The 17,460-nt window shown below is 75.3% G+C and carries 18 protein-coding genes; 12 read left to right on the top strand and 6 right to left on the bottom strand.

Annotated features, from left to right (window positions below):
* Nucleotides 1–3: 3 nt before the first annotated feature.
* Entirely contained in the window at nucleotides 4–756 is a 753-nt protein-coding gene (locus ACFC1X_RS33195; RefSeq protein ID WP_376361193.1) for a PaaX family transcriptional regulator C-terminal domain-containing protein, read from the bottom strand.
* A gap of 102 nt (nucleotides 757–858) precedes the next feature.
* Between ACFC1X_RS33195 and ACFC1X_RS33190 the strand changes: the two genes are divergently transcribed.
* The 5 genes from ACFC1X_RS33190 to ACFC1X_RS33170 all read left to right on the top strand — a co-directional run bounded on the left by ACFC1X_RS33190 (nucleotide 859) and on the right by ACFC1X_RS33170 (nucleotide 6,617).
* Entirely contained in the window at nucleotides 859–2,565 is a 1,707-nt protein-coding gene (locus ACFC1X_RS33190) for a DNA alkylation response protein (protein WP_376361021.1), read from the top strand.
* 110 nt (nucleotides 2,566–2,675) lie between these two features.
* Nucleotides 2,676–3,830 carry a WD40/YVTN/BNR-like repeat-containing protein gene (locus ACFC1X_RS33185; protein WP_376361018.1) on the top strand — a complete coding sequence of 385 codons (1,155 nt, stop codon included), beginning with the start codon at nucleotides 2,676–2,678 and terminating at the stop codon, nucleotides 3,828–3,830.
* Between the two features lie 70 nt (nucleotides 3,831–3,900).
* Complete coding sequence (locus tag ACFC1X_RS33180; protein ID WP_114527144.1) at nucleotides 3,901–4,578, top strand: uracil-DNA glycosylase; 678 nt, start codon at nucleotides 3,901–3,903, stop codon at nucleotides 4,576–4,578.
* Nucleotides 4,575–5,555 carry an N-acetylglucosamine kinase gene (locus ACFC1X_RS33175; protein WP_376361014.1) on the top strand — a complete coding sequence of 327 codons (981 nt, stop codon included), beginning with the start codon at nucleotides 4,575–4,577 and terminating at the stop codon, nucleotides 5,553–5,555. The genes ACFC1X_RS33180 and ACFC1X_RS33175 overlap by 4 nt, the downstream gene beginning before the upstream one ends.
* A gap of 138 nt (nucleotides 5,556–5,693) precedes the next feature.
* On the top strand, nucleotides 5,694–6,617 hold the full coding sequence (locus tag ACFC1X_RS33170; protein ID WP_376361011.1) for a sirohydrochlorin chelatase: 924 nt from the start codon (nucleotides 5,694–5,696) through the stop codon (nucleotides 6,615–6,617).
* A 205-nt stretch (nucleotides 6,618–6,822) separates the two neighbouring features.
* Here the strand turns inward: ACFC1X_RS33170 and ACFC1X_RS33165 are convergent, their stop codons facing one another.
* Nucleotides 6,823–7,857 (bottom strand): lactonase family protein, encoded by a 1,035-nt coding sequence (locus ACFC1X_RS33165; protein WP_376361008.1) that lies wholly within the window; start codon nucleotides 7,855–7,857, stop codon nucleotides 6,823–6,825.
* Between the two features lie 138 nt (nucleotides 7,858–7,995).
* Entirely contained in the window at nucleotides 7,996–9,486 is a 1,491-nt protein-coding gene (locus ACFC1X_RS33160; RefSeq protein WP_376361005.1) for an FUSC family protein, read from the bottom strand.
* Nucleotides 9,487–9,692: 206 nt separating this feature from the next.
* On the opposite strand from ACFC1X_RS33160, the gene ACFC1X_RS33155 reads away from it, so the two are divergent.
* The 3 genes from ACFC1X_RS33155 (at nucleotide 9,693) to ACFC1X_RS33145 (ending at nucleotide 11,704) form a co-directional block, all read left to right on the top strand.
* Complete coding sequence (locus ACFC1X_RS33155) at nucleotides 9,693–10,169, top strand: Lrp/AsnC family transcriptional regulator (RefSeq protein WP_125489566.1); 477 nt, start codon at nucleotides 9,693–9,695, stop codon at nucleotides 10,167–10,169.
* Between the two features lie 20 nt (nucleotides 10,170–10,189).
* The gene (locus ACFC1X_RS33150; RefSeq protein WP_376361002.1) at nucleotides 10,190–10,900 is read left to right on the top strand and encodes an HAD family hydrolase; all 711 of its coding nucleotides are present in this window, start codon (nucleotides 10,190–10,192) and stop codon (nucleotides 10,898–10,900) included.
* A gap of 63 nt (nucleotides 10,901–10,963) precedes the next feature.
* On the top strand, nucleotides 10,964–11,704 hold the full coding sequence (locus ACFC1X_RS33145; RefSeq protein WP_307009906.1) for a DUF4142 domain-containing protein: 741 nt from the start codon (nucleotides 10,964–10,966) through the stop codon (nucleotides 11,702–11,704).
* A gap of 21 nt (nucleotides 11,705–11,725) precedes the next feature.
* Here the strand turns inward: ACFC1X_RS33145 and ACFC1X_RS33140 are convergent, their stop codons facing one another.
* Complete coding sequence (locus ACFC1X_RS33140) at nucleotides 11,726–12,517, bottom strand: LysR family substrate-binding domain-containing protein (protein ID WP_376360998.1); 792 nt, start codon at nucleotides 12,515–12,517, stop codon at nucleotides 11,726–11,728.
* 58 nt (nucleotides 12,518–12,575) lie between these two features.
* On the opposite strand from ACFC1X_RS33140, the gene ACFC1X_RS33135 reads away from it, so the two are divergent.
* Complete coding sequence (locus ACFC1X_RS33135; RefSeq protein WP_307009909.1) at nucleotides 12,576–12,974, top strand: DUF5997 family protein; 399 nt, start codon at nucleotides 12,576–12,578, stop codon at nucleotides 12,972–12,974.
* Nucleotides 12,975–13,003: 29 nt separating this feature from the next.
* Here the strand turns inward: ACFC1X_RS33135 and ACFC1X_RS33130 are convergent, their stop codons facing one another.
* Together ACFC1X_RS33130 and ACFC1X_RS33125 are read right to left on the bottom strand one after the other, a co-directional pair.
* Nucleotides 13,004–13,396 (bottom strand): DUF2267 domain-containing protein, encoded by a 393-nt coding sequence (locus tag ACFC1X_RS33130; protein ID WP_376360994.1) that lies wholly within the window; start codon nucleotides 13,394–13,396, stop codon nucleotides 13,004–13,006.
* Between the two features lie 82 nt (nucleotides 13,397–13,478).
* Nucleotides 13,479–14,549, bottom strand: a complete 1,071-nt coding sequence (locus tag ACFC1X_RS33125) for a galactosyldiacylglycerol synthase (RefSeq protein ID WP_376361190.1) — start codon at nucleotides 14,547–14,549, stop codon at nucleotides 13,479–13,481.
* Nucleotides 14,550–14,822: 273 nt separating this feature from the next.
* On the opposite strand from ACFC1X_RS33125, the gene ACFC1X_RS33120 reads away from it, so the two are divergent.
* The 3 genes from ACFC1X_RS33120 to ACFC1X_RS33110 are packed head-to-tail and all read left to right on the top strand — an operon-like array spanning nucleotide 14,823 to nucleotide 17,439.
* Nucleotides 14,823–15,677: an SDR family NAD(P)-dependent oxidoreductase gene (locus ACFC1X_RS33120; RefSeq protein ID WP_376360991.1), complete on the top strand. Its 855-nt coding sequence runs from the start codon at nucleotides 14,823–14,825 to the stop codon at nucleotides 15,675–15,677.
* Between the two features lie 16 nt (nucleotides 15,678–15,693).
* A complete protein-coding gene (locus tag ACFC1X_RS33115; RefSeq protein ID WP_376360988.1) occupies nucleotides 15,694–16,614 on the top strand; it encodes a DMT family transporter in 921 nt (306 codons plus the stop codon).
* Between the two features lie 30 nt (nucleotides 16,615–16,644).
* Nucleotides 16,645–17,439, top strand: a complete 795-nt coding sequence (locus ACFC1X_RS33110) for a polysaccharide deacetylase family protein (RefSeq protein ID WP_376360985.1) — start codon at nucleotides 16,645–16,647, stop codon at nucleotides 17,437–17,439.
* Nucleotides 17,440–17,460: the final 21 nt, after the last annotated feature.

Below are 17,460 nucleotides of genomic sequence, written 5' to 3'. Positions count from 1 at the left end.
GTGTCAGGTCCGGGTGCCGCCCGCCCGGACCTGTCCGGACTGCTCCCGCTGGTACTCCGTGTAGGCGTCCCGCAGGGCCGCCCCCGGCCAGTCGGACGGGAGCAGTTCCGCGGGCAGTACCGGGTCGGCGAGCAGATGGCGCACGACGGCCGCGAAGGCGGTGAGACGGTCGGCCGGCCGCCGGGCCCGGTCGACCCGGGCGAGCAGGTCCCGGGCCGTGCGGGACCAGGCGTCCAGCGGCCACAGCCGCGCGGACAGTTCGGCGGCCGGGCGCTCGGGGCGTGAGACGAGGCGCTCGGCGACGCCGTCCAGAGCGGCGGGCAGCGGGCGGCGCAGGTTGGCGGGGCGCAGCCAGACGCCCTCCCGGAGTTCGGCGAGGCGCAGGGCGGTCAACCGGGTGCGCAGCTCGGCGCGTTCGGCGGGACCGCGGCCCGTCGCGGTGATCACGAGCGTCTCCCAGTCGCCGTCCCACGCGCGCGTGCGCGGGCGCAGGGCCTCGTCCTGGCGCCGCTGGCGTTCCAGCAGCCGCTCGCTGAGCCGGTAGCCGGTGTCCGTGCGCCTCAGGTCCCCGGCGGCGGCCATCCGGCTGAGCGCGGCGCGCACCGTGGACCCGCCGACGTCGAAACCCTCCACGAGCCGTACCAGCTCCCGGACGGGCAGTTCGGGGGGATGCGTGCCGAGCAGCAGGCTCAGCACCACCGACCGCGCGGACAGCGGGCGCAGTGGCGGCTCGCCGGGGGCCGCGGAACCGTTCATCCGCGCGGGCACGTGTCGTCCGTCCACATGAGCACGTACTGTACGTGCGCCCGGGGTGTTGCACCATTGCTGCGGTCGCAGCGATGGTGCAACACTCGGGTCATGACGACACTCGCGCAGGAGCCGGACGAGCAGTACGAGGAGTCCGCGGGCCACCCGGAGGGGTACGCCACGCACGACGTCACCAACCAGCCCCCTCCCCTGGCCCCCTACGACGCCTCGGACGACACGGCGCTGCTGGAAGGTCTGCGGCGGGAGGGCGCCGGGTGGGCCGAGGACGGGCTGCGCCGGCTCGGCCGGCGGGCCGGCAGCGCGGAGGCGCAGGACTGGGGCGACCTGGCCAACCGCCACGAACCCGTCCTGCGCACCCACGACCGGTACGGCAACCGGGTCGACGAGGTCGAGTACCACCCGAGCTGGCACCACCTGCTGCGGGTGGCGGTCGGGGAGGGCCTGGCGGGTGCGCCCTGGGCGGACGACCGGCCGGGCGCCCATGTCGCGCGCACGGCGGGCGGACTGGTGTGGGGCCACACGGAGGCGGGACACGGGTGCCCGACGTCGATGACGTACGCGGCCGTCCCGGCGCTGCGCGGCACCCCGGAGCTGGCCAAGGTCTACGAGCCGCTGCTGACCGGCCGGGAGTACGAACCGGGGCTGCGGACGCCCACGGAGAAGCGCGGCCTGCTGGCCGGGATGGGCATGACCGAGAAGCAGGGCGGGTCGGACGTCCGCACGAACACCACGACGGCCACCCCGACCGCCGAGCCCGGCGTGTACACGCTGCGCGGGCACAAATGGTTCACGTCGGCGCCGATGTGCGACGTGTTCCTGGTGCTGGCCCAGGTGGCGCCCGGCAGGGGGCAGGGGGGCCTGTCCTGCTTCCTGGTGCCGCGCGTGCTGCCGGACGGCACCCGCAACACCTTCCGCATCCAGCGGCTGAAGGACAAGCTCGGCAACCGGTCCAACGCCTCGTCCGAGCCCGAGTTCGACGGCACCGTCGCCTGGCTGGTCGGACCCGAGGGGCAGGGCGTCAAGACGATCATCGAGATGGTCAACTGCACCCGGCTGGACTGCGTGATGTCCTCGGCGACACTGATGCGCAAGACGCTGGTCGAGGCCGGCCACCACGCACGGCACCGCAGCGCCTTCGGCGCCCGGCTCGTCGACCAGCCGCTGATGCGCAACGTGCTGGCCGACCTGGCGCTGGAGTCCGAGGCCGCGACGGCGCTCACCCTGCGGCTGTCCGGCGCGGCGGACCGGGCGGTGCGCGGGGACACCGCCGAGGCGGCCTTCCGGCGTATCGCCACCGCCGTCGGCAAGTACTGGGTGACCAAGCGGGGACCGGCGTTCACCGCGGAGGCCCTGGAGTGCCTCGGCGGCAACGGCTACGTGGAGGAGTCGGGCATGCCCCGCCACTACCGCGAGGCCCCGCTGCTGTCGATCTGGGAGGGCTCGGGGAACGTCAACGCCCTCGACGTCCTGCGCGCCCTGGGCCGCTCCCCCGCCACCACGCACGCCCTCTTCGCGGAACTCGCCCTCGCACGCGGGGCGGACGCCCGGCTGGACGCCGCCGTGGCCCGGCTGGAGACGGGACTGACCGAGGCGTCCGAGACCGGTGCCCGCCGGCTGGTGGAGCTGATGGCCCTCACCCTCCAGGGCTCCCTCCTGGTCCGGCACGCGCCGCCCGCCGTCGCCGACGCCTTCTGCGCGACGCGGCTCGGCGGCGACTGGGGGCACGCCTTCGGCACCCTGCCGTCCACGGCCGACCTCGGAGGGATCCTGGCGCGGGCGCTGCCGACGGCGGACTGAGCGGGCGGGGTCGGGGTCCGGCCCCCGTGCCGCCCCCCTCCCCCGGCTCCGCGAGCATGCCGCATCACCGCGATGACCTGCGACGACGCCGACTCCAGAGGTGACTGTCAGTGGCTGGGTGCAGACTGGCCCGTGTCCGAGACAAAGGCGTCGACGAGGACGCCGCGGAGGTGATCGGCATGACCGAGGTACTGCTCGCCGTGGGCACCCGCAAGGGCCTGTTCATCGGGCGCCGGCGGGGTGGCACCTGGGAGTTCGACGAGAGTCCGTACTTCAACGCCCAGGCCGTCTACTCGGTCGCCCTCGACATCCGCGGCGACACCCCGCGCCTGCTGGCCGGCGGCGACAGCGCGCACTGGGGCCCGTCGGTGTTCCACTCCGACGACCTGGGCCGCACCTGGACCGAACCGAGCGCTCCGGCCGTCAAGTTCCCCAAGGACACCGGAGCCTCACTGGAGCGGGTGTGGCAGCTGCACCCGGCCGCCGCCGAACCGGACGTGGTCTACGCGGGCACGGAACCGGCCGCGCTGTACCGCTCGGAGGACCGCGGCGAGAGCTTCGAGCTGGTCCGGCCCCTGTGGGAGCACCCCACGCGGTCCAAGTGGGTGCCGGGCGGCGGCGGGGAGGGGCTGCACACCGTCCTCACCGACCGCCGGGACCCCGACTCGGTGACGGTCGCCGTGTCCACCGCGGGCGTGTTCCGCACCACCGACGGCGGCGCGAGCTGGGCGCCGTCCAACTCCGGTGTCTCCGCGGTCTTCCTGCCGGACCCCGACCCGGAGTTCGGCCAGTGCGTGCACAAGGTCGCGCGGGACGCGGCCCACCCGGACCGCCTGTACCTGCAGAACCACTGGGGGGTGTACCGCAGCGACGACGCGGGCGCCCACTGGACGGACATCGGCGAAGGGCTGCCGTCCACGTTCGGATTCGCCGTGGCCGCCCACCCGCACCGCGGCGACACGGCATACGTCTTCCCGATCAACGCCGACGCCGACCGGGTGCCCGCGGACCACCGGTGCCGGGTCTTCCGCACCGCGGACGCGGGCAAGAGCTGGGAGCCGCTCTCGGCGGGCCTGCCCCAGGAGGACCACTACGGCACGGTGCTGCGCGACGCGCTGTGCACGGACGACGCGGACCGCGCGGGCGTGTACTTCGGCAATCGCAACGGCGAGGTGTTCGCGTCGGCCGACGACGGCGACAGCTGGCGGCAGTTGGCCTCCCACCTGCCGGACGTGCTGTGCGTGCGGGCCGCGGTCCTGGCATGAAGCGGGCGGGGGGATCCGGCCTTGGCCACCGCTTGATCGGCGTCACCCGTACGGCAGTAGGGTGACGCCCGTGGCACCACGACCCTTGAATGAAATCGTCGAAGCGGGCTGGGCGAAGGCGCTGGAACCCGTCGCCGGACGGATCACCTCGATGGGTGACTTCCTGCGCGCGGAGATCGCCGCCGGACGCACCTACCTCCCGGCCGGAGCCAACGTCCTGCGGGCCTTCCAGCAGCCCTTCGACGACGTCCGGGTACTGATCGTCGGACAGGACCCGTATCCGACCCCGGGGCACGCCGTGGGGCTGTCGTTCTCGGTCGCACCCGAGGTGCGTCCGCTGCCCGGCAGCCTCCTCAACATCTTCCGGGAGCTGAACACCGACCTGAACCTGCCGCAGCCCTCCAACGGCGACCTGACCCCGTGGACCCGGCAGGGCGTGCTGCTGCTCAACAGGGCGCTCACCACCGCCCCGCGCAAGCCCGCCGCCCACCGCGGCAAGGGCTGGGAGGAGGTCACCGAGCAGGCCATACGCGCCCTGGCGGCGCGCGGCAAGCCGATGGTGTCCATCCTGTGGGGCCGCGACGCCCGCAACCTGCGGCCGCTGCTCGGCGACCTGCCGGCCCTGGAGTCCGCGCACCCGTCCCCGATGTCGGCCGACCGCGGGTTCTTCGGCTCCCGCCCGTTCAGCCGGGCCAACGACCTGCTGGTGCGGCTGGGGGGCCAGCCGGTCGACTGGCGGCTGCCGTGAGCGGCGGCTTCCTGGCCGTGGACTCCGGCGGCTCGGGTCTGCGCGTGGTCGTGGGCACCGCCGGTGCCGACGGGCGCGGCCCGCTCGGGCACCGCGCGTCGCGGGAGCCCGTGCGCACCGGGCCCCGTGGCATCGAGCCGGAGCACCTGATGGCACAACTGCTGCCCATGGTGCGGTCGTTGACCGCCGAGACCCGGGTGGACCGGTTCGGCACCGTCGTCGTCGGGGCCGCCGGTCTTGCCACCCTGGGCGACGCCCTGCGCGCCGAACTGCCGGGCGCGCTCGCCCGGGAACTGGGAGCGCGGAAGGTCGCGCTGGTCGCCGACGCGGTGACCGCCTACGTCGGCGCCCTCGGCCCCCGGGCCGGAGCGGTGGTGGCCGCCGGGACCGGCCTGATCGCGACGGGCACCGACCTGACCGGCTGGCACCGGGCGGACGGCTGGGGGCATCTGCTGGGCGACTGCGGCGGCGGCGCGTGGATCGGACGGGCCGGTCTGGAGGCCGCGCTGCGCGCCCACGACGGGCGGGAGGGCGGCTCCGCGTCCCTGCTGGCCCGGGCCCGGGAGCGCTTCGGCCCGGCGGCGGGCATCCCCGGGCAGCTGTATCCGCGGACCGACCGTCCCGCCGTCCTCGCCTCCTTCGCGCCCGACGTGGCCGCCTGCGCGCCCGGCGACCCCGTGGCCGCCGAGATCCTGCGCGCCGCGGCACGGCACATGGCCGACTCGGCCGCCGCGGTCTGCCCCCGCGACGGCGAGCCCCGCCTCGCGGTCACCGGCGGCCTGCTGAAGCTGGGCGACCCGCTCGTCGTACCGCTGGAGGAGGAGCTGGCTAAGCGGCTGCCGCAAGCACGGCGGACGGCCGCGGAGGGCGACCCCCTGGACGGCTCGGTCCGCATCGCCACCGACCTGGCGACCGGCGCGCTCACCCTCCCGGGTGATGACGCGATGCTGTGGGTGACGACCGTGACGGAAGGCTGAGAATCGGTCCACCGGAGAGGTGAATCGTGCCGATGTCGGCCGATCCGTACATCACTCATCAGACAAAACAGGACGGATACCGCTCACCTGCACCCTCCCCGAACAGGGAAACCCCGGAAACCAGTAACATGCGGCGCCATGAGCTCCCCCACTGGGCCCGCGTCCGGCCTGCCAGTACGAATGCCGCGCCCCCGCCAGCCGGGACGGCACCGCCGCCCCGAACCCCTGGTGGCTCCCGAGGGCGCGCCCGCGCTTGTCCTCGCGGTCCCGGGCACGCCCAGTAGCGCCACCCGGGGCCTCGCCGACGAGGTCATCAGCATCGCCCGCTCCGAGCTCCCCGGCCTCGACGCCCGGGTCGGACACCTCGAAGGGGACGACGCCGAGTTCCCCTCGCTGTCGGCCGTGCTCGTGAGCGCCGCCGAGGAGCGCACCGCCCGCTTCGAGCAGGCGCGCGCCGCCGGCCTGGAGGTGAAGGAGCCCGAGGGCCCCGTCGCCGTCGTCGTGCCGCTGCTCGCGGGCCCGGACAACGCGCTGCTGCGCCGGATCCGGCAGGCCGTCATGGACAGCAGGGTCGCGGCCGAGCTGACCGACGTGCTCGGCCCGCACCCGCTGCTGGCCGAGGGCCTGCACGTGCGGCTCTCCGAGGCCGGTCTGGCCCGCGCCGACCGCGCCCGGCTGTTCACCGTGGCGACCGCCGCGGACGGCATCATCCTGGCCTCCGTGGGCGGTGACGAGGCGGTCCAGGCGGCCGGGATCACGGGCATGCTGCTCGCCGCGCGCCTCGCCGTGCCGGTGATCGCCGCCGCGCTGGACGAGGAGGGCTCGATCGCGTCCGTGGCCGAGCAGCTGCGTTCCTCCGGCTCCCAGCAGCTGGCGCTGGCGCCCTACCTGATCGGCCCCGAGATCGAGGCGTCCGTGCTGGTGGAGGCGGCCAAGGAGGCGGGCTGCTCCACCGCCGAGCCGCTCGGCCCGTACCCGGCGATCGGCAAGCTGGCGCTGGCCAAGTACACGACGGCGCTCGGCATCTCGCCGCAGCAGCCGCAGGGCACACCGGTCCGCTGACGCGCGGACGCCCGCGCGAACGCGATCGCGGGTGGCACGAGAGACGGCGACACGGCACCTCAGGGGGGCCGAAGGGCCCGCTCCGGTACAGGAGCGGGCCCTCCGTCGTGCCGTGCGGCGAAGGGGCCCTCGGCGATCGGCCGTGGACCCTGCGCGACGTCGGCCGTGGACCCTGCGCGACGTCGGCCGTGGCCCCGGCGCGACGTCAGCCGAAGACCACGCAGGACGCCGCCGGTACCGCCAGTGAGCCGGCCCGGCGGGGCACGCCGGTGTCCGGGTCGAGGGCGAACCAGGTGACGTCCCCGGAGCGCTCGTTGGCGGCGTACAGGAAGCCGCCCGACTCGGCGATCTCCCGGGGCCAGTGCCCGCCGCAGGGCACGGTCGCGGTCAGGCGCAGTCCGTCCGGCTCCACGGCGAGGACGGACAGGACGTCCTCGCCGCGGGTGGCGGTCCACACGAAGCGGCCGTCGGGCGAGACCACGACGCCGGACGGGTAGGCGTCCCCGGCCGGTGCCCCGGTCAGCACCGGCACCTCGGTGAGCGGCTGGAGGACGCCCTCGGCCGCGTCCCAGCGGCAGAGGGTGACGGTGGGCGCCAGTTCGTTGAGCACGTAGGCGTGGGTGCCGTCCGGATGGAAGGCCAGGTGGCGCGGGCCCGAGCCGGGGCGCAGCGCGGTCTCCCGGTGCACGGCCGGGGCGCCGTCCGTCAGGGTGCAGACCCGCACCGAGTCGGTGCCCAGGTCCACGCTGACCGCCCACCGCCCGCTCGGGTCGGGCCGCACCTGGTGCGCGTGCGGCGCCTGCTGCCGCTGGGCGTGCGGGCCGGAACCGGTGTGCCGCAGGACGCCGGACGCGGACCGGGCGAGGCTGCCGTCGGAGCGGACCGGCACGGCGGAGACGGTGCCCGAGCCGTAGTTGGCGGTGAGCACGTGACCGTCGTACAGGCTGAGGTGGGTCGGTCCGTCGCCGCCCACGGGCACCGGGCGCCCGGCGGGCTCGGGCTTGTCCCCGTTCACGCGGTAGGCGGCCACCACGCCCTCGGCCGTCTCGCTGACGGCGTAGAGCGTGGCTCCGTCCGGGGCCAGGGCCAGGTAGGACGGGTCGGGCAGCCGGTCCGTGCCGCTCACGACGGTGAGCGCGCCGCTGTCGGGGTCGACGTCCGCCGTCAGGATGCCGGGGCCGCCGGCCGCCGTGAACGACCCGATGTACGCCCGCCGCTGCCGCCTGCCACCGTCCGCCACCGCTGCCCCTCTCGTCCTGCGTCACCCGTCACACGCCGTCCCGGGCGGGTCGGTGCCGACTGGTCGTCCGCCCGGAGCGACGGTAGCAGTCGATCACATGCGGTCTAGACCAAACGGGTGGTGTGGCGCCCGACGGGCTCAGGCGCCGACCAGCGGGGACCCGGAGGGGGCGCGCAGGGGCGCGGCGAGTTCGGCGAGGGCGCGCTCCAGGTCGTGGAGGTGCGCCAGCGCCGGTTCGACGGCGCGCGGTCCGCCCGCGTGGGCGGGCACGTCGCCCCCGCCGGTGAGCGCCTCCACCGCGGTCTCGACCCGCCAGCAGGCGGCGGCCAGCCGGGCGTCGTGCGAGGCCTCCGGGTCGGCGGCGACGGCGACCAGGCCGCGGATCTCCCGGGCGCAGTCGTCGAGCAGGTCGAGTACGCGCCGGGCGCGCCGCTTGCGGCCGGACATCGGGTTCAGCGGGTGCACGAGCGGGGCGATCGACAGCCGCACCCGGCCGAGCAGCTGCTCCAGTTCGGCCACGCGCGGCGCCGGGTCGGCGCCCTCGGTTCCGGCGAGCCGGGCGGCGGCCTCGGCGGTGCAGGCGTGCACGCAGCGCAGGGCGCGCTGGATCCAGGCGTCGGTGACGGCGTGCGTGGTGACCGGCAGGAGGAAGAGCACGGCGAGTACGGCGCCGAGCGCCCCGACGCCGGTCTCGGCGATCCGCAGGGCGAGCAGGCCGGGGCTGAGGACGCCCAGGAGGCCGTAGAGCAGCTCGGCGAGGAGGGTCACGCAGAGCATCATCCAGGTGTAGGAGACCGCCGCGGTGTAGAAGATGCCGAAGACGCAGACGGCGGCGAGCACGGCGGTGGGCACCACGGAACCGGCCAGCGGGAAGGCCACCAGGAAGCCCAGGCCGATGCCGACGACGGTGCCGAGGACCCGGCGGAAGCCGCGGACCAGGGTCTCGCCGCGCGAGGTGGTGTTGACGAACACCCACCAGGCGGCGCCGACCGCCCAGTACCAGCGTTCGCCCGACACCAGCTGGCCCGCGACCAGCGCGAAGCCGGCCCCCGCGGTGGCCTGCACGGCCTGGCGGGTGGTGATCCGGGCGAGTCCGGTGCCGCCGGGCGGTGCGGGGACGGCGGGCGCGGGCCGGCGGCGCTCGTAGCACCACAGGCCGAAGCGGACCGCCGCGGCGGTCGCCACGGACAGCAGGACGGCGGCGAACATCTCGGGCAGCCGGTCCGTGGTCGCCCGCAGGAACTGGGCGATGAAGAAGGTCATGAACGCGAACACGCCGAGGCTGTGCCCGCGCGGGCCCCAGCGCCGGGCGTACACGCCCGCGCCGACGACGGCGAGGAAGGTGAGGTCGCGGGCGACGGGGAGGTCGTGCAGAGCCGCCGCGGCGGCGAGCACGGGCAGCCCGGCCAACGGCAGCAGCGCGGTGGTGACGACCTGTCCGCGGACGGTCGCGTCGGTGACGGTGAACAGCGCCAGCAGCGCGGCGAGCCCGCCGATGACGGCGCCCACCAGCGAGATGCCGGCCAGCCCGCACACGACGACGGCCGCCCCGATGCCGAGGACGGCGCGCGCGGCGAACCGCAGCCGCGCCCGCCCCGGATCCGGGCTCATGAACACCTTCTTCAGCACTGCTTACCGCCCCCTCGCACCGGCCCGAACGTACTGGCATGAAAAAGGCGCCGCGGGATCCGCAGCGCCATCGACCGTCCTATAGGAGCATCCCTGCCGCCACTGGCTCAACCGGCCACGTCAGGACTGTGCCATTGGTACAGTCGTCGTGGCATTCCCCCGGCCACCCGAGAGCCAATGGCCGACGAAGGAGGACCCGGCCCGTCATGGCCGTCGACGCGCTCGACACCCGCATCCTGCGACTGCTCCTCGAGCAGCCGGGCACCAGCGTGCGCGAGTACGCCCGGCTCCTCGGCATCGCCCGCGGCACGCTGCAGGCCCGGCTCGACCGGCTGGAGCGCGAGGGCGTGATCACCGGCACGGCGCCGTCCCTCTCCCCCGCCGCGCTGGGCCACCCGGTGCTCGCGTTCGTGCACATCGAGGTCACCCAGGGCCACCTGGACGAGGTGGGCGAGGCGCTGGCGGCCGTGCCCGAGATCGTGGAGGCCTTCTCCATCACGGGCGGCGGGGACCTGCTGACCCGGGTCGTGGCCCGCGACAACGCGCACCTGGAGGACGTGGTCCAGAAGCTGATCAGCCTGCCCGGGGTGGTCCGCACCCGCAGCGAGGTGGTGCTCCGCGAGCGCGTCACGCACCGGCTGCTGCCCCTGGTGGAGTCGATCGGGCGCTCGGCCCGGAAGTGATCCTTGGCATCCTGGGGCGCATGAGCACTCTCGGCGGCATCTCGGTCATCTTCGATCTCGACGGAACGCTCGTGGACAGCGAGCCGAACTACTACGAAGCGGGTCGGCTGACCCTCGCCGAGTACGGCGTCCCGGACTTCACCTGGGCGGACCACGAGACGTACGTGGGCATCAGCACACAGGAGACGGTCGCCGACTGGAAGCGGCGGTACGCGCTGACGGCACCCGTGGAGGAGCTGCTCGCCGTCAAGAACCGGCACTACCTGGAGCTGGCCCGCACCTCGGCCCGCGCGTATCCCGAGATGCGGAGGCTGGTCGAGTGGCTGGCCGGTGAGGGCGTCCCGCTGGCGGTCGCCTCCGGGTCGTCGCCCGAGGCCATCGGGGCGATCCTGGCCCGCACCGGCCTGGACGCGCACTTGCGCACGGTCGTCTCCGCCGACGAGGTGGCGCGGGGCAAACCGGCCCCCGACGTCTTCCTGGAGGCCGCCCGCAGGATCGGCGCGGACCCGGCCGACTGCGTGGTCCTGGAGGACGCCGCTCCGGGGGCCGCCGCCGCGCACGCGGCGGGGATGCGCTGCATCGCGGTGCCGTACGTCGCGGCGCAGGCGGACGCGCCCGAGTTCGCCACCGCCGGACTGCTGGTGCGCGGGGGCCAGGACGCGTTCACCGCGCGGGCGGCGTACGACTGGATCGCGGGACCGACGCGGGCAAGTTTTTGCCCGGAGAGGTGATCAGATCACCGCCCGTATCCGTACCTCCTGGTGTCCGAGCCTGTTTTCGCCCCAGGAGGCACGATGCGCATCACGCGCACCACGGCAGGGACGGCCTTCGTGGCCGGTGCCCTGGTCCTCACCCTCACCGCCCTCGCCTACCCGACCATGCTCGGGGTGCAGAACACGGGCAGTGACCAGGCCCGGATCATCACCAACACGCGGTACGGGCCGCTCACCGAGCAGGACCGGGACTTCGTGGTGAAGGTGCGTGCCGCGGGGCTGTGGGAGCACCCGCTGGGGCTGATGGCGATCGAGCGGGGGACGACGCCGGAGATGAAGGAGGCCGGCGAGCACCTGGTCGTCGGGCACTCCCGGCTCGACGCGACCTGCCGCAAGATCGCTCCCGAGCTGGGCATCACCCTGCCCAACCTGGCGTCCCCGCAGCAGCAGCAGTTCGTGTCGACCGTGGACGGGACCACGGGCAAGCAGTTCGACACCACCGCGGTGAACATCATGCGCATCACGCACGGTCAGATCTTCCCGGCCATCGCCAAGATCCGGGCCAACACCAAGAACTCCCTGGTGCGACAGCTGGCGGATCAGGCCAACGACACCGTCCTGGACCACATCACCGTGCTGGAGAAGACCGGGCTGGTCAACTTCGACCAGGTCAACTTCCAGCAGACGGCGCCGCCGAGCCTGCCCAAGGTGCAGCTCACACCGCCCGCGCCGCAGCCGGGCGAGCCGGTGCTGTCCCTCACCCAGCCGCCCGGTCTTGACGTCAACACCTCGGCGCCGACGCCGAGTCCGACGGTCCGCTGACGCGTTCGGGGGTCCGGCGGGTCAGCGGCCGCGGGGTTTGCCGCGCCCGCCGCCGCTGCCGCTCTTCTTGCGCGGGGTACCGCCGCCGCGCCGGGCTCCACCGGTCTGCTGCTTCCCGGTCTGTTGCTTGCCGGACTGCTGCTTGCCGGACTGCTGCTTCCCGGCGGCCGGTTTCCGTCGGGCGGGCGCCGGGTCGGGCTGCCGGCCCCGGGTGCTGTTGACGGTCCGGCCGCGGACGATGCCGATGAAGTCCTCGACCCGGTCCGTGTGCGCGTCCTCCGGCCAGGACAGCGCCACGCCCGACTGGGGGGCGTCGGTGACCGTCCGGTACGTGAGGTCCTTGCGGTGGTGCAGCCGGGCCAGCGACAGGGGCATCAGCAGCACGCCGATCCCGGCCGCCACCAGCTCGACGGCGTCCGCGGTGGTGGCCGGACGCTCGAACGCGGGCCGGCCCGGCGGCCGCTCCTCCCAGCCGAGGACGTCGTCCAGGGGGTGCAGCACGATCTCGTCGGCGAGGTCCTCGACGGTCACCTCGTCGACGGCGGTGACGAGGTGGTCCTTGGGGATCACCACGACCGTGGTCTCGGTGTAGAGGGGGATGGCGCTGAGGCGGGTCCGGTCGACGGGCAGCCGCACCAGTCCGGCGTCGGCGTCACCGTCCAGCAGGACGCCGTCCGCGCCGGCCGCGGGGACCTGGGTCAGGGACAGCGGGACGTCCGGCAGCCGCTCGTTCCAGATGCGCGCCCACTTGTCGGGCGTCACCCCCGGGACGTACGCGAGCCGGAACGAGGGGCGATCTTCCGAGCCTGTCACCCGGCCAGGTTACCGGGCGTGGTCGGGGGCCGCTCACATGCTCGATACCCTTGACGGCATGACGTCGCACCAGAACACCCAGTCCATGAAGCCCGCGACCGCGGCGAAGAAGCTGGGTGTGTACCTCGAAGCCACACCCGCGGAGTTCCGGGAGGGCGTCGTCACGCGCGCCGAGCTGAACGCGCTCCAGACCGAACCGCCCGCGTGGCTGCGCGACCTGCGGCGCGACGGCCCGCACCCGCGGCCGGTGGTGGCGGCCAAGCTCGGTGTGTCCATCGCGGGCCTGCACCGGGGCGGAGTGTCGGAGCCGCTCACCACGGAGCAGATCGAGACGCTGAAGCAGGAACGCCCGGAGTGGCTGGAGCGGGAGCAGGCCGTCCAGGCCGACGTGCGCAAGGAGACGGCCCGGGTGAAGAAGCTGCACGCGGAGCGGGCCGAGCGCGCGGACCGCGACTGACCCTCGCACCCAAGTCGCACAACCGGGGGTCAGCGCGGCGCCCGCCCCGGGCCGCCCAGGAGGTCGGCGCAGTCCGACGGCAGCTGGGCCAAGAGCTGATCGACCCGGTCGCGGGGCATCGATTCGGTCAGGGTCGCGAGCACGGCGCCCGCGTCCCACTCCGCGGTGCGCGGCCGGGCGCCGGTCTGCTGGGCCACCCGCCGCAGGAATTCGTCGCGCCCGAAGGACTCGGGCCGTCCGCGCTCGGGGCGCAGCACGTCGTCCAAGGGCTCGGGCAGGTCGGCGGCCAGCTCGGCCGCCTCCTCGGGTTCGACCCGGGACGCGAGCACCCACAGCACGGCCCTGCTGACCTGCTCGGCCTCGTCGTCGCTGTGGTACTCGCCGAGGTCGCGCACCCGGGTAAGGAATTCGTCCAGCCGCACGTCCTCGCCTCTCTCCCGCCGCTTCCGGCTCGGGGCCGGGTGCCCAGGGCCCGCGAGGGGAAACAGGTCCACGCCGTGCGGTTCAGCCGCGGGCGCGCACGGCGTCGGCCAGGTCGGTCACCCGGGTGAGGGCGTCGTCCGTGAAGAGCGTGCGTCCGGCGGCGATCCGCTCGCGGCGGGCCGGGCCCGGGGCGGTGAGCCTGCGTACCGCACCGAGCAGCGCGGTGGCGTCCCCGGCGACCTCCGACACGCCCAGCGCGGCCATCCGCCGGACACCGTCCGCGCCGTGGCCCGGTATCGGGCGGTACGCCACGACCGGCAGTCCGGCGGCGAGCGCCTGTACGGCCGTCTGGCCGGCCGCGTTGTCGATCAGGGCGCCGGCGGCGTGCAGCAGGCCGGGCATGTCGGTCACCCAGCCCAGGGCGACGACGCCCGGGGTGCCGGCCAGGGTGCGGCGCAGCCGCTGGTTGCCGCCGCAGAGCACGACCGGCAGGAAGCCGTGGTCCGCGAGGAGCCGGACGGTGCCGTCCAGGTGGGTGCCGACTCCCCAGGCGCCGGCGGACACCACGACGGGGGGCCGGCCGGGACCGAGCCGGTCGAACAGCGCCCGCCACCCGGCCGCGCCGGGGGCGTCGGCGAAGAACTCCGGGGCCACCACGGGACCGCAGGTCCCCGCGGAGCCACCCGTGCTCGCGCGCGCCTCGCGTGCCGCGTCCTCGGTGAGACACAGGCAGTGGTCGTTGCCGGGGTGCAGCCACTGCCGGTGGACGGCGAAGTCGATCACGAGGACGACGCTGGGCACCGGCAGCAGACCGCGGGCGCGCAGGTGCCCGGTCAGCTGGGCGCCGAGGTGGAACACGGGAACGACCACGTCCGCGCCGGACCGCTCGGCCAGCTCGCGCAGCCTGCCGCCGGCCAGCCGGGCCAGGGGCGTGCCGCCGGGGCGGCGTCCTGCACCGGGACGCAGGAAGAGGCGGTAGACGGCGGCGTACAGCCAGGGGAAGTGGCGTACCGACCCGCGGTAGAAGCGCCGCAGGGCGCCGCCGAGGCCGCAGGGCAGGAGCGCGAGGACGTCGACGACCAGGGCGTCGCCGCCGCGCTCGCGGGCGCGGCGGACCAGTTCGGCGGCGACGGTGTCGTGGCCGGCGCCCATGCTCGCGCTGACCACCAGCAGCCGGCCGCCCTCCCGCGAAGCGGGTGGTGCCGCCGGCCGGGGCGCCGTGGAGCCCGTCGGGGGGCCGGCCGATGAACTGCGAGGATGCACGGCGGACCAAGTTGCCCACCCCGCATGTTCCAAACCACCCCACATGGGTGCGTTTCGGGCGCGCTGGCAGGGATACTCCGTGACCGCCCGTCCGGCCGGCCGCCGGAGCCCGACCGCCCGGTCGCACGCTCCCGGTGTCCGCCCCGAGCCAAGGTGGTCCCCATGGTCCATGCGTTCTCCCGTCCCCGGTCCGCCCCCGGACCGCGGGCCGTCGCCCCCGACGCGGACCGTGCGAGCACCCGGCGGCAGCCCGCGGGCGTCCCGGACGCACGGACCCGGACGGCGCTGGTGACGGGGGCGTCCTCCGGCATCGGCGCGGCCGTGGCCCGCCGGCTGGCGGACGAGGGCGGCTGGCGGCTGGTGCTCACCGGGCGTGACCCGGTGCGGCTGCGGGAGGTCGCCGACGACGCGTCGGCCACCGCCTTCGCCGCGGACCTCACCCTGCCCGGGGCCGACCGGCAGCTGACCGACTTCGCCCTGGCCACGGTGGGTCACGTGGACCTGCTGGTGGCGGGTGCCGGGGTGGGCTGGGCCGGGGAGTTCCTGGACATGCCCCCGCACACGGTCGACGACGTCCTCGACATCAACGTGCTGGCCACGCTGCGGCTGGTGCGGCTGGTGCTGCCGGGGATGGTGGCCGCGGGCTCGGGCCGGGTGGTGCTCATCGGCTCGCTGGCCGGCAGTGTGGCGGTCCGCGACGAGGCCGTGTACTCCGCCGCCAAGGCCGCGATCGGCGCCTTCGCGGACGCGCTGCGCTACGAGTTGCGGGGCACCGGCGTGGGCGTCACCCATGTGGTGCCCGGGGTCGTGGACACGCCGTTCTTCGAGCGGCGCGGGGCTCCCTACCAGCGCTCCAGGCCGCGCCCGGTACCCCCCGAGCGGGTGGCCGACGCGGTGCGCGACGCGGTGCGGCGGGGCCGGGACGAGGTGTACGTGCCCGCCTGGCTGCGGCTGCCGTGCAGGGTGCGGGGCGCGGCTCCGGGACTGTACCGGCGCCTGGCGGCGCGGTTCGGATGAGCGGGAACACGCGGCGGTGAGTGTCCTCACCGTCGTCCTGGCCCTGTTCGCGGCGCTGGCCAACGCTGCGGCGTCGGTGTTGCAGCGGCGGGCCGCGGCGCAGGACGAGGAGCGGGCGGGCGCCAGGCACACGATGGTGCGCTCGCTGCTGCGGCTGGTGCGCGACCGGTACTGGCTGGCCGGCGCGGCGCTGCTGGCGGTGACGACGGTCCTGCAGGCGGCCGCGCTGGCGGTGGGCAGTCTGGCCGTCGTCCAGCCGCTGATGGCCAGCGAGCTGCTGTTCACCCTGATGGTCGGCAGCGTGGTCTTCCACCGGCGTCCCGATGCGCGGACGTGGGTGGCCTTCGTGGCCCTGGCCCTGGGGCTCGCGCTGTTCCTGGGCGCCGCGGCACCCTCGGCCGGTGAGGACACCGCCGCAGAGGGCCGGTGGGGCTGGGCGGGGCTGGCGCTGTTCGTCCTGGTCACGGCGCTCGCCTCGGCGGGCAGCCTGGTGCGGGGCGCGCCCCGCGCCGCTCTGTTCGGATCGGCGGCCGCGGTGGGGTTCGGCGGTACGGCGGCGCTGCTGAAGGAGGTCACCGGGCGGCTGCCGCAGGGGGTGGGCGCGGTGCTGTCCCAGTGGCCGCCGTACGCCACCGCGGCGGTCGGTGTGGTCAGCTTCCTGCTGTTGCAGAGCGCCCTGCGGGCGGGGACGCTCGCCGCGTCGCAGCCGGCCCTGACCCTCGGCGACGCGCTGACCAGCGTCGGCCTCGGATGGGGCCTGTTCGGTGAGGAGATCGTGCTCGGCGTGCGGGTGCTGCCCGAGCTGATCGGCGTGGCGCTGATCGGCCTCGGCAGTGTGGGACTGGCGCGGGCGCCGTCGGTCCACGGGGCGTGGGACACGGCGCCGGCCGCGCGGGACGGGCCCGGGCGGCGGGGAGGGAAACAGCGGGGGTCATGAGTCGGGCCGAGCGGATGGGAGGTACCGGGGATGCGTCAGGGGTTTCACACCGGGCGGGCGGTCTGCGCCGTCGCGCCCGCCGTCGTCGCGCTGGCCCACATCGGTCCGGCCGTGACCTGGCTGCCGGAGCTGCGCCGGCGCCGGTTCCCGGGCCTGGCGGGGCAGGGCCGCCCCGGTCACGTCGCCCTCACCTTCGACGACGGCCCCGATCCGGTGACCACGCCGCGCTTCCTCGACGTACTGGACGGACTCGGGGTGCGCGCCACGTTCTTCCTGCTCGGCGAGAACGTCGTACGCCACCCGGCGACGGCCCGGGAGCTGGCCCGGCGAGGACACGAACTCGCGGTCCACGGCTGGGCCCACGACCGTCCCTGGCTGCCGTCGCCGGGGCGGGACGCGCGCGAGTTGCTGCGGGCCGCCCATGTGGTGGGCGAGGCCGCGGGACGGGCGCCGTTCTGGTACCGCCCGCCGTACGGCATCCTCAGCTCGGGGCGCTGGGCAGCCGCCCGCCGGGCGGGGCTGCGGCCGGTGCTGTGGACCGCCTGGGGCAAGGACTGGCGGTCGGACGCCACACCCGCGTCGGTACGGGCGACCGTCGCGGCGGACCTGGGCGGGGGCGGCACGATCCTCCTCCACGACACCGACCACGCCTCCGCCGCGGGCAGCTGGCGGGCCGCGCTCGGGGCCCTGCCCGATCTCGTGCGGGACTGCCGCGCGACGGGGCTGGAGGTGGGGCCGCTGGGCGAGCACGGGATCCCCGGTGCGGACGCCGCCACCGGCATCGGGGCCGGGCGGCGCGGGCCGGTACCGGCGCCCGTGCCATGACGTCGGGAACGTCACCGCTCC

The organism is Streptomyces sp. NPDC056128 (genome assembly GCF_042263835.1).
GTDB lineage: Bacteria > Actinomycetota > Actinomycetes > Streptomycetales > Streptomycetaceae > Streptomyces.
This window is presented reverse-complemented; position numbering and strand designations above follow the sequence as displayed.

Bases quoted from the DNA above. Each gene is read 5' to 3' on its own strand.
- ACFC1X_RS33195 (WP_376361193.1), bottom strand. From the start codon at position 756: ATGAACGGTTCCGCGGCCCCCGGCGAGCCGCCACTGCGCCCGCTGTCC.
- ACFC1X_RS33190 (WP_376361021.1), top strand. From the start codon at position 859: ATGACGACACTCGCGCAGGAGCCGGACGAGCAGTACGAGGAGTCCGCG.
- ACFC1X_RS33170 (WP_376361011.1), top strand. From the start codon at position 5,694: ATGAGCTCCCCCACTGGGCCCGCGTCCGGCCTGCCAGTACGAATGCCG.
- ACFC1X_RS33155 (WP_125489566.1), top strand. From the start codon at position 9,693: ATGGCCGTCGACGCGCTCGACACCCGCATCCTGCGACTGCTCCTCGAG.
- ACFC1X_RS33150 (WP_376361002.1), top strand. From the start codon at position 10,190: ATGAGCACTCTCGGCGGCATCTCGGTCATCTTCGATCTCGACGGAACG.
- ACFC1X_RS33145 (WP_307009906.1), top strand. From the start codon at position 10,964: ATGCGCATCACGCGCACCACGGCAGGGACGGCCTTCGTGGCCGGTGCC.
- ACFC1X_RS33135 (WP_307009909.1), top strand. From the start codon at position 12,576: ATGACGTCGCACCAGAACACCCAGTCCATGAAGCCCGCGACCGCGGCG.
- ACFC1X_RS33125 (WP_376361190.1), bottom strand. From the start codon at position 14,549: ATGGGCGCCGGCCACGACACCGTCGCCGCCGAACTGGTCCGCCGCGCC.
- ACFC1X_RS33120 (WP_376360991.1), top strand. From the start codon at position 14,823: ATGGTCCATGCGTTCTCCCGTCCCCGGTCCGCCCCCGGACCGCGGGCC.
- ACFC1X_RS33110 (WP_376360985.1), top strand. From the start codon at position 16,645: ATGCGTCAGGGGTTTCACACCGGGCGGGCGGTCTGCGCCGTCGCGCCC.